The organism is Pseudoalteromonas maricaloris, assembly GCF_024746855.1.
GTDB classification, from domain to species: Bacteria; Pseudomonadota; Gammaproteobacteria; order Enterobacterales; family Alteromonadaceae; genus Pseudoalteromonas; species Pseudoalteromonas maricaloris.
Genome location: NZ_CP024625.1, coordinates 317,342 through 334,066, shown reverse-complemented (window position 1 = coordinate 334,066; position 16,725 = coordinate 317,342). Strand labels below are relative to the sequence as shown.

Genomic DNA, 16,725 nt, shown 5'->3' with positions numbered 1-16,725 from the left:
GGTAATAATAATCACCACGTTGATAATCACGACTAGTAGAGTTGCTGTTAGTAACATTGCTTGAATTCCGTAAATTTAAACTTGGCAATCATTCAGTGTAAGCACTGTGCTGCCTCTTTTTCTATTAATACCGCGCCTTGCACACTGAAGTCAACACAAAAAACTATGCTATTTAAAATTAAAAAACTGACTTTAACGCATAAAAAAACCAAAAAATCACAAACTAAAGAATTAAAACAACCACACATTTTAAAATGCGAATTTTCTATTGGTTCAATTTCGATATAACGAAAAATTTACTTTCTCGATTTGCCTATATGAAATTTTTTCTACCGCCTAAGCGCACTTCATTTTTTAGTGACATTCACATTTCGATATCGCAGACTGACCCTTTAAAACCAACAGGGATCATTACTATGGTTAAAGTATTTTCACCATTGTTATTTATTTATCTTTGCTTAAGCCTTTTCAGTAATCTCGCCAACGCAGAAGTTGGCCTGTGGAAAATAGAAAAGGGCAACAAAATGTCGTACTTATTTGGTACCGTCCACGTCGGTGACAAACAAATGCAAGGTTTACCAGCCAAGGTAAAAAGCGCCATTGCGAGCAGTGATAAAGTCATGGTTGAAGTGAACTTAGAGGCGCTTTCTCCGTTTGCGATCCAACAGCGCTCCATGCCATTTATGTTGTTAAAAAACAACCAAACACTAAAAGATCAGCTCTCTGCAGAAGTCTATCAGAAGCTACAAGACTACTTTTCCAAAAAGCAGATAGATATCGCCTTATTTGAACGCTACGCACCATGGGCCGTGATGATAACTATGCTACAACTGGAATATCAAAAGCTTGGATTTACCGATACCAATGGCATCGATAAACAAGTAATTGCCTACGCAAACGAAAAGAAGATCCCAATTGGTGAATTTGAAACCTTAGAATATCAGCTTGAAATGTTCAGTCAGCTGAGTATTCATAGTGACGCTATGCTCAAGGAAACATTTGCACAGATGTCTGATTTGAATACCTATTTCTTGGATTTAGTTTCCGCGTGGCGAAGCGGCGATTTGGAGAAGTTATCGCATTACTACCAGGTAAGTTTTTCGGATGATAAATACGGCAAATTAGCCGAGCAACTGATGATCATTGAACGCAATAATAACTGGGTGCAAATGCTTAAAAAACAGCTCCCTAATGAATCAACGTTTATTGCCGTTGGTGCATTACATCTTGTTGAAAAGTATGGCCTTGTTGAGCAACTTAAAAACAATGGTTATTCAGTCACCCGACTATAACGCTCAGCGTTATCTTGCTAAAAGGTAAGTAGTTTACTTTTTACTTTGTGGGCGTGTTAAACAGGTACTTCCATCAACACGCCCTAAAAAAATAAAAATCTTTTTAAACCTTTTCATTTTTATTTGCGACTCACCTTTCAAACACTCTCGTTGAAGGTAAAAAATAATGAAAAAGTTAGCGTTAGTTTTAGCATTAAGTGCAGCGGCAATGACTGCACAAGCAAAAGATTCAAAAACCATTACAGCATCATTCCCAAGCAATAGTCTAGCCGAGTTAGAAGTGGATATTGCCGTAGGTAAAATCGATCTACAAACTTACAACGGCAACACCATAGAGGTCGAAATTTTGGTTGAACCGAAAGAGTCAGACAGTTGGTTTGGTAAACCAGATGTAAGTGAAGCTACCCTAAACAGCAACACATCAGGGGATAGATTATCACTCGAGATCAATTCAGATGATTATGAACTATCTTGGCAAGTTAAGGTGCCTGTTAATTTGGCCTTAGATGTTGAGGTTGGTGTTGGCAAAATTGATATTCAAGATCTTAATAACTCTGCTGATTTAGAGGTAGGCGTAGGAAAAATTAAAATTGAGACTACCGCCACCGATTTCAAAAAGGTGTCTTTAGATTCAGGTGTTGGTAAAACGGCAATATCAGGGTTTGGCAACGTAGAGACTGCCAAAAAGAGTATGGTTGGCTCTACAACAGACTATCGTGGTCAAGGTCAATATTCCATCGATGCAGAAGTCGGGGTTGGAAATATTCGTTTAAGACGAGACTAAGTCTCCACACTCATTCAGTAATAGCGCCACTTTGCTATGCAGCACATCCGGTTGCAACGGCTTATACAAATGAGCCGTTGCGCCAAGTGCATAGACCTTATCCAGATCCTCCGCATTAGTATTTGCGGTCACGACCAAAATAGGCACGGTTGGATCTAGTGCTCTCAAACGCTCAGTGGCTTCAAAGCCATCCATCACTGGCATATTTAAATCCATAAGCACGATATCAAACTTACCCACCTCATAGACTTCAAGGGCACCTTCACCATGTTCGGCATGCGTTACCAACTTGGCTATGGGCTGAAGCATTTTTTCAATCACGCGCGCATTTAGTAAATTATCTTCCACCAGTAAAATACGAGCTGACACTGGCTCCATTTTACGAGCCAGCGTCTGTTGGTTGTCAATTTCAATCGGGACTCTCAAGGTTGCTCTTGTACCTGTTGGCTCCCTCGCAATAAAACCTAATCGTCCTCCAAGCGCTGAGGTGAGTAATTGGCAACGCTTCAGCCCTAACTGCGTGCCTTGAAAATGCTCGCTATGCACAGCTTCTCGCAACTGCTGATAGTCGAACCCAGGCCCAGTATCTTCAACAACAAACTCTAAATATGGCGTATCTTCATCTACAACCAAATCCGCAAATACTTGAATGCTGCCACGCTCAGTAAATTTAATTGCATTATTAACCAATTCACCGATCAACCAACCAACACGCTTACAATCACAATAACAAGTCACATCTAACTCATTACTCAATGCCAAATTAAAAGCGAGAGATTTCTTGTGTGCGGTTAGTTGAAAGGCAATACAGGCTGACTTTATTACTTCTCGCAACGCGACTTGATGACGCTCAATGACCACTTCTTGCTCGGAAAGGTTATTAAAGTCTTGAACCGAATAAAGTAATACATCCAATTGATTTACTGCGCTTTTCACATGTTGTAAATGTTGGATTTCTTTGTTTCTCAGATATTCATCTAAATACCCCTGAATGGCCTGCAACGGCGTTCTTAGCTCGTGACTAACACGTGCTAAAAATCGTGATTTTGAGTGTAGTGCATCGTCGGCAAGCTTTCTTGCGACCTCTAATTTATTTAGTGCTTCAGCAATTTCTCGCGCCATTGGGCGAAATACAAATTTCGCTTCTATAAACAGCAGCAACAGTCCAAGCAGCCAAATTAACAACTCTATTTTCCTCACCATTTCTGTTTTACTTCGTGCATGCTGCTCAAATAGTGAAACGGCCTCATTAAGATTGGGGAGTAAATGCTGAGATGCAGTAAAGAGTTGTTCCACTAATTGAGGAGTGGATTGCTGTAACTGAGACCTTGATAAAGTGACAAAAGTATTACTTTGTAAATCCAATTGCACTGGCTCTTGGTAGTAAAGCGCGGCAAGCGCCTCATTCAGATAAATAGCCTCCCCCCCCTCTGTTTTAGTTAAAAACTCATGATTACTCTCAAATTTATCAATGGTTTGACGTAGCTCCTCACTGTCTTTTTTATCCTCTTGTGCACTATAAAGCGCAATACGCTGGGACAACATCCGCTGCATACCGGCAATATTAATTACGTGCGCGTCTTGGCTCTGCTGATACAGCAAGTACTGCATAATCCCCATCGCCATCGACAGCAATATAGCCATAGCAAGTAATGCCCCGATATAACGATTTTTAACTTTATTTATTAACGACATATTTTTGTTTTTCATCTCATAGCATTGTCTCAGCTGCAATGTTAAGTGTAGTTAACAATCGTATTATTTACAGTCCGATGCTTGACACCTAGACGGCCAAAATGTTTCAATGCGTGTTCACCCTATTTAGATAGTTTGATGCCACGGCGTCAAACTAAGGGCTGGAAGAGGTGCGTTATTCAGGTAACTAAGTGAAGGAGAGCAAACTCCGTTGCAGCTTAGTGAGGGGAATATACGCCGAGAAATTGAGTTATTGTTTGCTAATACTCATTTCGGGCGACTGGGCTGAATCCCAGCGACTGTCACCAACATACTTGGTGGAGAGCTTCTGGTCTTAGAAAAATAAGGCCATTGGCTGCCTTATCCTTTTTAAGTCCATTGCTCTTCGAATTTTAACGGTTCGAAGTTTGGACACTCTCCTAACTCCGAACATGATTTAAGTTCGGTAGAGATGAAATCACAATTCAACTTATCTGACTATCCGTTGTGGACGGCTTTAGTAACGCCTTTTGATGCTGAAAATCAGGTTGATTTTAGCGCATTAACGACGCTTGTACGCGATCAAGAGCAAGCTCGTAACGGTATTCTTTTACTAGGCAGTACCGGCGAAGGCCTTGCGCTTACCCAACAAGAGCAGCAACAAATCGTTGAGTTTGTTTGCCAGCTAGCCCCAAGCGTACCACTTATGGTTGCCGTTGGCGGCAGTAATCTTGAGCAGCAAACACAATGGGTGCGCTTTTGTAATACGCAGCCCATTCATGCGCTCTTACTTGGCTCACCAATCTACGCAAAGCCCGGCAAAGTTGGTCTGGCACATTGGTTTAGTACACTACTTAATGAGAGCCACAACCCTTGCATGCTCTACAATGTACCCGGTCGCAGTGCCGTTGCTATCGCCCCTGAACTACTCGGCGAGCTAGCTTGCCACCCTAATCTGTGGGCACTAAAAGAAGCCAGTGGTGATATTGCCACCTTTGAAGCATTTCGTCAGGCAGCGCCTGATGTCGCCATCTATAGCGGCGACGATGGCTTAATGCCCTACTTTGCACAAGCAGGTGCAACGGGTCTGGTGTCTGTTGCGGCAAACGCATGGCCACAGCAAACCGCAGAATTTGTAAGGCGCTCGTTAAGCGGCACCTCTCCTAATTTATTTACCACCTGGTCAGAAGCTGCAAATAGCTTATTTGCAGTGGCAAATCCCATTCCAGTCAAAGTGTTAATGCACTTGCAAGGGAAGCTCACAAGTCCAAACTTGCGCCCGCCACTGACACATTTGGAACTCACCCATACCGATGCGATCACTCGCGCGAACAAAACGATTTTATCTTGGAACTAAGGCAGTAAACATGAGCTGGTTAACCCTACTAAACGATTTAGAAAATGGCACAGTACGTGCGGCAACACAGGATGAGCAAGGCCATTGGCATGCTAACGTAGAAGTAAAACAAGGGATCCTTGAAGCATTTAGAAATGGCGTAAATACGGAGTTCCCAGGTGGATTTGTTGATAAAGACAACTTAGCACCACGCGGATTTGCTACCCAAGATGGCGTTCGTATGGTTCCTGGCGGAAGCAGTGTAAGACGTGGCGCTTACGTTGCAGCCGGCACAATCATTATGCCACCGGCTTATGTCAACATTGGTGCCTATATTGATTCAGGTACTATGGTAGATAGTCATGCGTTGGTTGGTTCTTGCGCGCAAATTGGTAAAAATGTGCACCTTAGCGCAGCTGTGCAAGTGGGTGGTGTATTAGAACCAGTTGGAGCAAGTCCTGTTGTTGTTGAAGACGATGCCTTTATTGGTGCAGGCTGTGTATTGGTTGAAGGGGTTGTTGTTAAACGCGGTGCCGTATTAGCACCGGGCGTGCGCCTTTCAGCAAGTATTCCTGTCTATGATTGCGTGAACGAGCGCTTGCTTGACAAAGGTGAAGCCATCCCTGAAAACGCGATAGTGATCCCAGGCTCTCGTCCAGCTTCAAGTGAGTGGGCTCGCGCGCAAGGATTAAGTATGTCATGCGCACTTATCGTAAAATACCGTGATGAACAAAGTGATGCATCACTGGCGCTGGAAGAGGTTCTACGCTAATGACTTGGTTGAGCACGTCACAGCGAACTGCAGCTGAGGCATTGATCCAGCAACAAGATACGCCTTTCTTTTGCTACGATTTAGATAAGCTAAGTGCGCATGTTAAGCCCTTAGTTGATCAGCAAATCGTTAAGCTTTGGTATGCCGTAAAAGCGAATCCGTTATCACATATCATTGAAACCCTAGATAACGCTGGGTTTAACTTTGATGTGGCATCTAGCGGCGAGCTTGATCAAGTGTTATCTCAAGGGATCGCTCCTGAACGCGTGCTCAACACCGGCCCTGCCAAATCGCTAAAGCAGATCCGCCATTTTGCAACACAAGGCGTACGTATTTTCGTGGCTGAAAGCCACAATCAAGTACGCTGGTTAAATCAAGTGGCCGAAGAGTTTGAGCTTCAATTTGAAGTTTTACTGCGGGTGCAATTACGCTTTGATAAAGCAGAGCACAATCCACTTGGTGGCAATACGCTTACTCCTTTTGGTCTTGGTGCAGAGCTGTGGCAAGCCCTAACTTTAAGTGACTACACCCACCTAGACTTTGTCGGACTGCATATTTTCCAGTGGGGCAATATGCTCTGCAGCGATACACTCGCTGAACTTTGGCAGGCTATGGTTGCGCCTTTAGTTCAGCTCGCTGCTGATTTAGATATTACTCTAAAGGTACTCGACTTAGGTGGCGGCCTTGGCATTCCCTATGATAGGCGAAGCCCTTCTCTCGATTGGCAGAAATTATTAGACACGCTCGCCTTGATAAAATCCGCCACGCAAGTGCAAGAGTTATGGATGGAATTAGGCCGCTATGCGGTTGGCGAATGTGGTTTTTATCTCAACCCTGTGGTGGAACAAAAGCAAAACTATGGTGAACAACAACTGATCGTCGCAGGCGGTGTCAATCACCTGCTGCGTCCAGCGGTTACCGGACAAGCTTTCCCCGCTGAATTGTTACGCCAGTCTCAAGCTGAGACCACAGACTTTCATATTCATGGCCCACTTTGCACAGCATTGGATAAATTAGGCACCCTAGCCTTACCAAGCGACAGTGCCGATGGCGATTGGCTTGTTTTCAGTCAGTGTGGCGCTTACGGCTACACCGAAAGTATGCCGTTCTTTCTATGTCATGAGCTCCCAGCTGAGTACATCATCTCAGCTGGAGAAATCAGCTGTGTCCGTGAAGCAGAGCCCGCTTCAAGTTATTTGAGGTAAACATGAATACCATTACACAACAACATATTCAGGTTGGTGAAATTGCCAACGGCTTGCCTTTGACTATTCCAGTCTATCGCATCAAAGGCGATGGCAGTGGGCCAAAGGTGTATATCCAAGCAAATATGCATGGCGCCGAAGTGCAAGGTAATGCAGTGATTTATCAACTGCTGGAACAGTTGAAGCAATTGTCATTAAAAGCGGACATCACCTTAGTGCCTTACGCAAACCCGATTGGTTGTAATCAGAAATCTGGTGAGTTTACCTTAGGACGTTTTGATCCAATTACAGGCACGAATTGGAATCGGATGTACATAAACCATTCCGGGCTGGTTGCCGAGTTTGTGGAGCAAAATCCGACGCTTTCAATTACAGAAATCACTCAGCAATTTCGCCAACAATTAGTTGAGCACACCCAAGCGCTACTTGATGGGCCCTTAGATAGGTTGACAACGGGTAAGCGCATCGCCTTGAATTTACAACGTCTAGCTCATGAAGCTGACATTGTTTTAGACCTTCACACGGGGCCAATTTCAGCAAAACACCTGTATTGTCCTGAGTATGCAAAAGACAGCGCTCGATATTTTGATATTCCGCATGTGTTACTTATTCCAAGTGACTTTGGTGGAGCAATGGATGAAGCAAGTTTTTGTCCATGGTGGAACTTGCAGCAAGCCTATCAAGCTATAGGCCGAGAGATCCCAGTATTAACAGAAGCGTTTACGGTTGAACTTGGCTCTCAAGAAAAAATTGATCTAGCGGAAGCATTGGATGACGCTAATAGCATTTTGAGCTACCTGAACCATAAACAGGCCTTTCAAGATGCGCACTTTATGCCACAAAACATCACCCGTTACGTCTGTCGACTAGAGAATTATCGCACCTTTTATGCACCAATGAGTGGCATGGTGGAATATACGGCAAAGCTTGGAGAGCATATCAAGGCAGGTCAAACCATCGCCAAAATTCTCAGAATGGAGCGCTATTTATCAGAAACGTCCTTAAATGAGATCAAGTTGGACGAAGATGCCATCGCCATTTTGCACTTTGCCTCTGCTAGTGTGAATCAAGGCACTGAGCTTTATAATTTCTTTACTCAAGTTGAAACACTTTAACTCGAGTACTTTTATTGCGTGAGAGTAAGTCAAAGCAAATAAGCTCTGCTTGTTTAGCTTAACGCTTACTAAGGTATGGCGGCGATAGCCGCCACCTTTTTCTTATTCGACCGTATTTCGCTTTCTGACATTTTTGACCTTCGAGATTCATTTCCCTTTCATTATCATTGATTAATAATGTAATCAATTGTACTTACTCTCGGCGCACACAGGATGAAACTTACATACTTATCAATACCGGCTTTAGCCTTGCTTACCTTGCCACTTTACGCTCAAGAAGCCCAACAGGAAGATGAAATAGATTTAGTCAAACAGTGCGTGCTAAACGCGGTATTAACTGGAGAAAAAGATAAAACCATAGAACAGGTCCGTACCGAATGTGCCGAGGCTGATGCAGATAAAACCTTAAGCCAATTAGATAAACGCATGGCGCGCGAACGTGTAACTGAAAAGAACCGTAATGTATTAACACCACATAAGCGTAACTATATTTTGCCAGTTTCTTATATGACCAACGTCAACAGTAGACCATTCGACGGTCTAAAAGCCATTGACGATGAAGACGGCGAGCCAATCGACAACTTTGAAGCCAAATACCAAATCTCGTTAAAAGCGCCTATTTATAAAAACTTTTCGGATAAAGATCAGGCAATCTATTTTGCTTTTACGCTGCAATCGTATTGGCAGCTGTATAACAAAGATGTGTCTTCGCCATTTCGTGAAACCAACTATGAACCAGAAATCTTTTGGATTAACTTTTTAGATGATGAAAACGTGCTGTGGGGCGATGAGATGGCCTTTGTACTTGGGATTTCCCACCAATCTAACGGTCGCAGTCAACCAAATTCCCGCTCCTGGAATCGTATCTATGCGAATTTTATCTGGGAAAACCGAGGCTTTGTATTCAGCTTTAAACCTTGGTATCGCTTACCTGAAGACGACAAAGAAGATGCCTTGGATCCACGCGGAGACGACAATCCAAACATCGACGAGTACTTAGGTCATTTCGAGTTTAGCGGGGTGTATCGTCACGAGGAGCATGAGTTTGGCTTTATGTGGCGCAATAACTTAAACAGTGATAATCGCGGTGCAATTCAGCTAGACTGGTCATTCCCGATTTGGGGAAGACTGCGCGGCTACGCACAATACTTTAATGGTTACGGCGAAAGCTTAATAGACTACAACACACATACCCAAAGGCTTGGTATTGGCGTGTTGCTCACTGATATTCTTTAAGCGCATTCGAATACAAAAAAGCTCTGAACACTCAGAGCTTTTTCGTTTGGAAAGCTGAGAATAATTCTCTACTTATTGCGGTTTTATCACCACAAATTGCCCCTCAAATTTAGCAACTAGCATGTCGCCATCATAGACATTCACTGGCACCACATATTTTGCTTTGCCAGCCGTCTCTAGCGCTTGTAATTCACCTTCACAGTCCGCAATGGTAACCGTTGCCGCTGGTGCTGTGGTTAAAGGTTTTAGATATTTAATATTGGCATCAGCTAACACAATATCTCCCTCCAACCCAAGTTCCTTAAGTGCCAAATAAGTCGCTCCCCAGCCCGTTAGCGTCGCCATGCTATATATAGAGCCTGCAAACATCGAGTTGTGTAAGTTGAGGTTCGCTTTTAAGTCAGCCTTAGTGGAAAACTGCCAGTCTGTATAGCTTTCGACTTTAATTCCCATCGCATCACTGATTGGAATAGACTCGCGCCAAGTATTTTGTAATACATGGGTCCAATTTGGTTGTCTAAACCAGCCTGGCTCCGTAGGACGTTGTTTTACCATCTTCCAGTGCTGCACATCGTCATAGGCTAAATGTGCCTTTTCAACCACTTCATAGCCATGACGCTCATAAAATGATAACGCGCGCTCACGAGCATACAAAACTAGCTCTTCTGCTTTTTGCGTCCAAGCAATAACCTCAAGCTCGTGTAGCAAACGACTACCTAAGTGATGACCTCGATGCCCTTCTGCAACGGCCATATAGCGTACTTGTGCTTGCTTATGATTGTTAAAATGGAGCCTAGCTACGCCTAGCACTTCACCATCATTATTTTTAATGTAGCGATGTTCAGCTTCTTGTTCTAAATCATCCTGTTCGCTGCCACGAGGTTGATCCCATGGCGCTCTTAACACCTGCCAGCGTAACTGGTAATAGGCTTGCCAATCTTCGCTGCTTTGTGGTGAAGTTACCTCAAACATCACTGACTCCTGTTTTGTTATTAGCCTGTTAAACGACTTTGAATCTAGTACGGATACACCCTACAAGATAAGCCCAGTGTAGGGAATAAAATGCGCCAAAACACTTATCCTTTAGTGTAAAAACTGGTGGACAAGCTGGCATTCACAAAATCCTCGTCTATGATGATGTTATCATGGGAGAATTTATTACGCATTCAGGCACTATCAGCAACGATTTTGTGGACCGGAGCCACCAGCTAGGACACTTGCTATATTGGCATAAACAAGGCAGAAATAGCATCCAAGTGCGGCAAGAGAAATCGTTAAGATGGCTTCTGATAAACAACACATTACAATCCGTTGTGGAGTTAAACCACCCGGAGCACTTGTTATTTCCTCATTTAAAAACATTCGCGAGTCGCTGGCAGCAAGTCACCCCGCCAACCAGCGTACTAGAGCTGGGTCTTGGCGCAGGTGCAATCCGTGATTACCTCAATGCCACTTATCCAGATTGTCACATTACCACCATAGATAACAACCCAGATGTGATCCATTGTTACAAACGCTACTTTGGTGGCGACCCTTTGTGCGATGTTAATTGTGTCGATGTATTTAAAGCGTTGCAACAAGGCAAACGCTACGATTGGATTGTGCTCGATTTATTTAGCGAACTTGAGCCTCCCATTTTCTTGTTTCAGCACCAGTTTTATCGTCTACTCAGAGCTGCTATTAATGATGGAGGCCGACTGTATATCAACTTTTTAACTGAGCATGAGTCGCAGCTCAAGCAACTTCAACACTTATTAATTACCAACTTTGGTAAAAAGCCCTTTATCGAAAAAGTGCCGGACTACGCCAATATGATTATCGAAGTTAAACGCTAGCATTTGTTGATCTTAGATTTTTACGTCAAATCACTATTCAATACTAAAGTTAAAAGTCACAGGGCCGTCATTCAGTAAACTCACCTTCATATCCGCAGCAAATTGTCCTGTCGCGACTTTCAACCCTGCGGCCTTGGCTTGAGCCACAAAGTATTCGTAGAGTGTATTCGCTTGCTCAGGTGTTCCTGCGCTCGAAAAACTTGGCCTCATGCCTTTCTTGGTGTCTGCCGCCAAGGTGAATTGCGATACAACTAATAGTTCGCCTTCAATGTCTTTTAAACTTAAATTCATTTTTCCCTTGTCGTCAGTAAAAATACGGTAGTTACTAACCTTGTGCAGTAACTTATCCGCCGTTTGCTCTGTATCCGACTTTTCAACGCCTAATAGTAACAATATTCCCTTATCGATTTGACCTACAATCTTACCCTCTACTTCTACCTTTGCTTCGCTGACCCTTTGAATTAGTCCTTGCACTACCTACCTCTTGTGACTGCTAATGATGCTGAATTTTGCACAGTAATAGATCAGCCGCTCGCCTTATCGCTTCTGCATAAACGGGGTTAACACTACAATGCCCAACTCCATTCAAAATCAACAACTGCGCCTTAATGCTTTGTGCTAACTGATGAACCGGTGCGTATCGACACATTAAATCATGCCGACTGTGAATAAACCAGATAGGTAAGTGATTGAGCTGATCTGCATCTGCTGTAATTTGTTGTTTTTTGATAAAGCACTGGTGACTAAAAAAATGCACCATATGCTGTGCTTTGCTGAGCTGTTTGTCTGCTTTGCAGAGCCTAATACCTTGTGTATCGCTATCTGTTGTGATCAGGTTATCCCACTCACACCAGCGCTGTGCCGCTTTTCTTTTGAGTAATTCATCCTCGCCAAAGAGTGCCGAATGATAATGGTCTAGCAAGGATTCCACAGTTTGTGCACCTTGTGCAAAGGCAAGATACTGCTCTGGATAAATTTGCGCGGGGGCACCTTGGCTACCATAAAGCCAATGAAGATCCGCCTCATTGCCCAAAAAACTCGACCACAACACCATCCCCAAGACATCTTCACGATGTTGCTCAGCATAAAGAAGTGCCAGCATGGCACCGAAAGATTCCCCAGCGAGTACAGCCTTTTGCAGTCCTAAATGCGCACGAATGGTGTGAATATCTTTCAGCAGGCTCGCGGTATTTATATTACCAAAGTCAGCAGGCGTTGAGTTGCCACAGCCTCGCTGACTAAACAGGATAATGCGGTATTTTTGCGGATTGAAATAACCGAGTACATTACGAGAATGGCCCTGACCTGGGCCACCATGCAGCATGATAAGTGGTGTGCCATCACTACAGCCATATTCCTCTATGCCCAATTGATGTCCTTCACCTACCGCGAGATGAAAGCGACGCAATGCATCGCCATGTTGATACAATAAGCTCATAACTCCCCCTTGGGGGCTTAAGCTAACCGTTATCGGTAAAAGCTAAAGTCCCTGCGCGTCTGGTGGGTCAAACTCCGAGCTTGTATCTAATCCTGCGGCTTCCATATCTTGGGTTAAGCACACTGTAAACTCCGCACCTAACAACACCACTATCCAAGATAAATATACCCAAACAAAAAGAATAGGTACTGTCGCAAGCGCCCCATAGATAACTTCGTATGAGGGAAAATGGCTAATGTATAATGCAAAGCCTTTTTTCGTTAGCTCAAATAACAAAGCTGCAAACAAAGCGCCAGGAACCGCGGCTCGAAATGACACACTGGTATTTGGTACTAAAGTATAGAGCATGATGAAGCCAACCATAGAAATTAAATAGGGCAACATCTTAATTAGTGCACCACTAAACCCTGGGATCCCTTGATCGGCAAATGTCACTAAAGAAACGATATAAGATGTCATACCAATACTCGCGCCCAATAGCACAGGGCCAAGCGTGAGCACCATCCAATAAATAGCAAACGAAATCATCAACGGACGCTTTTGCTTCACTCGCCAAATACGGTTGAGTGTGGTGTCAACATTACGAATAAGTAATAAAGCCACGACGGCCAAAAAACTCACCCCCACAGCTGTCATCTTATTCGCGTTGCCAGTAAATGCACTGATGTGTTCTTTAATGGTGTCCGTCGATGTTGGCACAAAGTTATTGAACACAAAGTTTTCAATTGCAAAACGCGTATCTTCAAATCCAGGAAACGCCGAAAAAATTGCTACACCCACCGCAACTAAGGGAACTAAGGATAACAGAGTGACATACGCTAAATAGCCGGCGTTGACCGTGATCTGGTCCTCAATACACCGCTTACTATAGCGACGCCACCAGCTAGGCTGAGAATGTAAGAATCGCAGTGCTACGACCTTCATTTCGGTTATTCTTTGCATCATAATCAAGTTAATATTCATGGATCACTTTACACATCATAACAATCCCCGCCATAATTTATAGCGCTAAATAGTAATATATAACGACGGTCACATGGCCACTTACTGATTATTGACCTTCTAGAGCCCGGGAGTGCAAATGAAGAAACTCACCTTAAGCGCAGTGTTACTTTTACTTGTTACTGGCTGCCAAAGTGCCTATTACGCCACCATGGAAAAGTTTGGTGTGCATAAACGCGAGATATTGGTGGATCGTGTCGAAGAAACCAAGGAGTCCCAAGAGGAATCACAAAAAGAGTTTCAATCGGCATTGGAAAGACTCACCACCTTAATTAATTTTAATGGTGGTGAATTACAAGAAGCCTATAACCTGCTTAACGATGACTACCAATCATCCCTTGCCGCTGCAGCTGAAGTAAGTAGCAATATAGACAAAGTGGAAGACGTGGCAAACGCACTATTTGACGAGTGGCAAGATGAACTTGAGCAATATTCGAGTGCAAACCTAAAACGTGAGAGTGCTAAGCAATTAAGTCAAACACAGCGCCAATTTGAACGCTTACTTCGCTCAATGCGCAGCAGTGAAGCCAAAATGCAGCCCGTGCTCGACTCACTACAAGATAATGTGCTGTACCTTAAGCACAACCTAAATGCACAGGCGGTAAGCGCTATTAAAAGTGAGTTTACGGGGTTAAAGCGTGATATTAGCGCCCTAATCGCAGATATGAACCGCTCTATTGAAGATTCGAACAAGTTTATTGCTGAGATGAATGCACGTAGAGCTTGAGTATCTTAGTCATTACGGGTTAAAAATAAGACTAAATAGCGTAATCCAAAAGGGCATGTCTCACCGCTATATTGACTTGCACTTATGCGAATACGATTAAAGACCATACTAATCAGGAGACTAGTATGGCCTTCGAATTAAACAGGCAATATTGACCCGTGTCGTAATTTAATGAGGAGTAGGACTCCCCATAAGTAATTGCCATGCAGCAGCCATATAAGTTTGATATTCAAGGATTGGTACTTGCTGCTCAACATTTTGAGCACCCAGTTTTAGGTTAACCTGATAGCTATAAAACTGCTCACCATCACCTTGTTTCCAAACTCGCTCCGTATCTCGAATTGTTTTATATCCAAAAACATTTTCTGGTGCTTCAGAACCAACAAGTGAATGGCCAAAACTAGAAAATGATGTGTTGGGCCTCGCTATCAAGTCCATAATTGTAGCTGTGATATCCATATGTGAAGCAATTGTTCGGTTACTCAATTTAGGTGAAACCCCTTGCCCCAGTAAAAGAATTGGGACATGGGTAAGTTCGTACAAGTTAGGCTTAGCATGAAAATAGCGGCGGCTGTAGTGATCTCCAGTAATGATAAATAGCGCATCAGGATATTTGCGTTGCATATTATCAACAAACTGTCCCATCATTTGATCTGAATACCACAAGTGCCCAAGAGTGTTGGCAGATAGCACCTCATCACCCATTAGCTGAAACTGGGCTGGGTAGTCTCCATTTTTCCAAGGATAATCACTAGCTGATAAATCCAAATTAAATGGACCGTGATAGCTAGTAGTCATAATCAAGTTAAAGCTATTTTCTGGCACTGACTGGCTAACGAGATCAAATAGCTGCCCATCATCAACCCCCCATACACCGGCACTGCCCTTACCTCCTGCATTTGCCGCCGAATAAATATGATCGACGCCATGTCTACTCATAAAATCACCTACTGTTTGCCAAGACAATAAGCCACCATAAAAAAATTGTGATGTATAACCTTGTCCCTCCATCAAATGGATTAGCGAGTAAGTATGAGCCTTACTCGTGAGGCGGCTCATGTTAATACCACTAAATGGAATCCCTGTAACTAGACTGGATAATGAGTTCATTGTGCTTGAAGCAGCAGGCAATGCTTGTTCAACGTAAATACCCTTTGCTTTTAGTCGATGAAAATTTTCTGTTAGCGCCAAATCCCTATATTTATCCTGCAGAGGCCAAGAATCAAAGCTTTCCATCACAATGTAAAAAATGCGAGAAGGTTTTTGAATTAAGGGCCCCATACTACGAGTCTCATTATTTAGCAGCGCAACATCAACCTCATGCTTATCGGCTAAATAAGGGTTAGTACTTGACGTAGTGAGCTGATTTAATTCACCGTAGTCTTGTATCGCGTAGAAGAAACTGCGAAATGGGTTAATAACTAAATTGTTTACAAATGGATCAGTGGTAACAGCTGACCACTTTCTCGATGCAGGACGGGAGTCAAATGAACCTCTAGCGGCGCAAACGAACATAACAAACACCAATATCGAAATAACTGCTTGTTTGATTCTGCTCTTCGGACAAATATTTATTAGTAAGCGATAGTTTCTTTTATCCACAAAACGAGTCCATGCGACCACGCAAGTTAGCAGTACACCTATGCTCAACAAACTACCCCAAGGTTTATACTGCTGAATCGCGGTGCTCAGTATGGCCTGCTGATCATCATATAACCCTTCCAGCATAAAATAATTATATTGAGTTCCATACTCACTGATATAAGTTATCCCGCAGATTCCTAATAATACAAAAACACTCAGATAGATTAGCCCTATCGTATTACGTGCTCGTCTAACCCAATTATCTAATCGCAAAGGCTGTAGGAAACAATTCAGCAAAAAAGGAATAGCGAGACAAACTCCAGCAGCAGAGGAGTCAAATTTAAAACCGGTAGCTAAGGCATCAAACAGTTGGCCAAGCGTAAGATCATACGATACTTTTTCTTTAAAGTTAAAGAGATAGAAAACTCTAAATGACATAAGTAGAAATACCCCACTCAGCCATAATAAAAGTATCTTCCAACTCTCAGTAATAAAAAGGTACCACCGCCCCACCTTTGGTGCGCTAAAAGAAGCTTGCATTGAATGTCCTTTGCAAATTGTAATAAACAATTGTACCAATTTAAGGTTTATATGGGAGGCTTTACAGGTAAGTGTTTACTATTTTTTACAATTTTATGACTACGATGAGAAGCTATAGCATGGGGAAGGATAATTAAGGAAAAATAGGATTTTTAGATAACTGAGAAGAAATTTTGGTTACAAGC

The 16,725-nt window shown here is 43.1% G+C and carries 15 protein-coding genes and 1 riboswitch; of the genes, 9 read left to right on the top strand and 6 right to left on the bottom strand.

The annotated features are described in order from the left end of the window. The first annotated feature begins 416 nt into the window (after positions 1-416). Positions 417-1,292, top strand: a complete 876-nt coding sequence (locus CTT31_RS01310) for a TraB/GumN family protein (RefSeq protein ID WP_211859073.1) — start codon at positions 417-419, stop codon at positions 1,290-1,292. A gap of 166 nt (positions 1,293-1,458) precedes the next feature. Further along, the gene (locus CTT31_RS01305) at positions 1,459-2,076 is read left to right on the top strand and encodes a hypothetical protein (protein WP_211859072.1); all 618 of its coding nucleotides are present in this window, start codon (positions 1,459-1,461) and stop codon (positions 2,074-2,076) included. Here the strand turns inward: CTT31_RS01305 and CTT31_RS01300 are convergent. Next, positions 2,062-3,786, bottom strand: coding sequence for a response regulator (locus tag CTT31_RS01300; protein ID WP_211859071.1), 1,725 nt, complete (start codon positions 3,784-3,786; stop codon positions 2,062-2,064). The two genes, CTT31_RS01305 and CTT31_RS01300, sit on opposite strands and share 15 nt — an antisense overlap. A gap of 142 nt (positions 3,787-3,928) precedes the next feature. Continuing rightward, a riboswitch (Lysine riboswitch) is annotated at positions 3,929-4,107 on the top strand. Positions 4,108-4,222: 115 nt separating this feature from the next. Between CTT31_RS01300 and dapA the strand changes: the two genes are divergently transcribed. The 5 genes from dapA (at position 4,223) to CTT31_RS01275 (ending at position 9,414) form a co-directional block, all read left to right on the top strand. Beyond that, on the top strand, positions 4,223-5,107 hold the full coding sequence (gene dapA / locus CTT31_RS01295) for a 4-hydroxy-tetrahydrodipicolinate synthase (protein ID WP_211859070.1): 885 nt from the start codon (positions 4,223-4,225) through the stop codon (positions 5,105-5,107). Positions 5,108-5,117: 10 nt separating this feature from the next. Beyond that, on the top strand, positions 5,118-5,858 hold the full coding sequence (locus tag CTT31_RS01290) for a 2,3,4,5-tetrahydropyridine-2,6-dicarboxylate N-succinyltransferase (protein ID WP_211859069.1): 741 nt from the start codon (positions 5,118-5,120) through the stop codon (positions 5,856-5,858). Continuing rightward, the gene (locus CTT31_RS01285) at positions 5,858-7,063 is read left to right on the top strand and encodes a PLP-dependent decarboxylase (protein ID WP_260491809.1); all 1,206 of its coding nucleotides are present in this window, start codon (positions 5,858-5,860) and stop codon (positions 7,061-7,063) included. Before CTT31_RS01290 ends, CTT31_RS01285 begins: the two co-directional genes overlap by 1 nt. A gap of 2 nt (positions 7,064-7,065) precedes the next feature. Further along, positions 7,066-8,178: a succinylglutamate desuccinylase/aspartoacylase family protein gene (locus CTT31_RS01280; protein WP_211859067.1), complete on the top strand. Its 1,113-nt coding sequence runs from the start codon at positions 7,066-7,068 to the stop codon at positions 8,176-8,178. 213 nt (positions 8,179-8,391) lie between these two features. Beyond that, positions 8,392-9,414: a phospholipase A gene (locus tag CTT31_RS01275; protein WP_211859066.1), complete on the top strand. Its 1,023-nt coding sequence runs from the start codon at positions 8,392-8,394 to the stop codon at positions 9,412-9,414. A 72-nt stretch (positions 9,415-9,486) separates the two neighbouring features. Here the strand turns inward: CTT31_RS01275 and CTT31_RS01270 are convergent, their stop codons facing one another. Further along, entirely contained in the window at positions 9,487-10,386 is a 900-nt protein-coding gene (locus CTT31_RS01270; RefSeq protein ID WP_069018843.1) for a bifunctional GNAT family N-acetyltransferase/hotdog fold thioesterase, read from the bottom strand. A gap of 173 nt (positions 10,387-10,559) precedes the next feature. Here CTT31_RS01270 and CTT31_RS01265 point away from each other — a divergent pair, with 173 nt between their 5' ends. Further along, the gene (locus tag CTT31_RS01265) at positions 10,560-11,249 is read left to right on the top strand and encodes a spermidine synthase (protein WP_211859065.1); all 690 of its coding nucleotides are present in this window, start codon (positions 10,560-10,562) and stop codon (positions 11,247-11,249) included. A 33-nt stretch (positions 11,250-11,282) separates the two neighbouring features. Here CTT31_RS01265 and dtd read toward each other — a convergent pair whose 3' ends face one another. The 3 genes from dtd to CTT31_RS01250 are packed head-to-tail and all read right to left on the bottom strand — an operon-like array spanning position 11,283 to position 13,632. Beyond that, positions 11,283-11,723 (bottom strand): D-aminoacyl-tRNA deacylase, encoded by a 441-nt coding sequence (gene dtd, locus CTT31_RS01260; protein WP_211859064.1) that lies wholly within the window; start codon positions 11,721-11,723, stop codon positions 11,283-11,285. 19 nt (positions 11,724-11,742) lie between these two features. Further along, a complete protein-coding gene (locus tag CTT31_RS01255) occupies positions 11,743-12,687 on the bottom strand; it encodes an alpha/beta fold hydrolase (protein WP_260491808.1) in 945 nt (314 codons plus the stop codon). 42 nt (positions 12,688-12,729) lie between these two features. After that, positions 12,730-13,632 (bottom strand): virulence factor BrkB family protein, encoded by a 903-nt coding sequence (locus CTT31_RS01250; protein ID WP_045962271.1) that lies wholly within the window; start codon positions 13,630-13,632, stop codon positions 12,730-12,732. Between the two features lie 136 nt (positions 13,633-13,768). Between CTT31_RS01250 and CTT31_RS01245 the strand changes: the two genes are divergently transcribed. After that, positions 13,769-14,416, top strand: a complete 648-nt coding sequence (locus CTT31_RS01245; protein WP_211859061.1) for a DUF2959 domain-containing protein — start codon at positions 13,769-13,771, stop codon at positions 14,414-14,416. A gap of 168 nt (positions 14,417-14,584) precedes the next feature. Here CTT31_RS01245 and CTT31_RS01240 read toward each other — a convergent pair whose 3' ends face one another. Further along, positions 14,585-16,540, bottom strand: a complete 1,956-nt coding sequence (locus CTT31_RS01240) for an LTA synthase family protein (RefSeq protein WP_260491807.1) — start codon at positions 16,538-16,540, stop codon at positions 14,585-14,587. Positions 16,541-16,725: the final 185 nt, after the last annotated feature.

Bases quoted from the DNA above. Each gene is read 5' to 3' on its own strand.
- CTT31_RS01255 (WP_260491808.1), bottom strand. From the start codon at position 12,687: ATGAGCTTATTGTATCAACATGGCGATGCATTGCGTCGCTTTCATCTC.
- CTT31_RS01265 (WP_211859065.1), top strand. From the start codon at position 10,560: ATGGGAGAATTTATTACGCATTCAGGCACTATCAGCAACGATTTTGTG.
- CTT31_RS01275 (WP_211859066.1), top strand. From the start codon at position 8,392: ATGAAACTTACATACTTATCAATACCGGCTTTAGCCTTGCTTACCTTG.
- CTT31_RS01270 (WP_069018843.1), bottom strand. From the start codon at position 10,386: ATGTTTGAGGTAACTTCACCACAAAGCAGCGAAGATTGGCAAGCCTAT.
- CTT31_RS01310 (WP_211859073.1), top strand. From the start codon at position 417: ATGGTTAAAGTATTTTCACCATTGTTATTTATTTATCTTTGCTTAAGC.
- dapA (WP_211859070.1), top strand. From the start codon at position 4,223: ATGAAATCACAATTCAACTTATCTGACTATCCGTTGTGGACGGCTTTA.
- CTT31_RS01285 (WP_260491809.1), top strand. From the start codon at position 5,858: ATGACTTGGTTGAGCACGTCACAGCGAACTGCAGCTGAGGCATTGATC.
- CTT31_RS01300 (WP_211859071.1), bottom strand. From the start codon at position 3,786: ATGAAAAACAAAAATATGTCGTTAATAAATAAAGTTAAAAATCGTTAT.
- CTT31_RS01245 (WP_211859061.1), top strand. From the start codon at position 13,769: ATGAAGAAACTCACCTTAAGCGCAGTGTTACTTTTACTTGTTACTGGC.
- CTT31_RS01305 (WP_211859072.1), top strand. From the start codon at position 1,459: ATGAAAAAGTTAGCGTTAGTTTTAGCATTAAGTGCAGCGGCAATGACT.
- CTT31_RS01240 (WP_260491807.1), bottom strand. From the start codon at position 16,540: ATGCAAGCTTCTTTTAGCGCACCAAAGGTGGGGCGGTGGTACCTTTTT.
- CTT31_RS01280 (WP_211859067.1), top strand. From the start codon at position 7,066: ATGAATACCATTACACAACAACATATTCAGGTTGGTGAAATTGCCAAC.
- CTT31_RS01250 (WP_045962271.1), bottom strand. From the start codon at position 13,632: ATGATGCAAAGAATAACCGAAATGAAGGTCGTAGCACTGCGATTCTTA.
- CTT31_RS01290 (WP_211859069.1), top strand. From the start codon at position 5,118: ATGAGCTGGTTAACCCTACTAAACGATTTAGAAAATGGCACAGTACGT.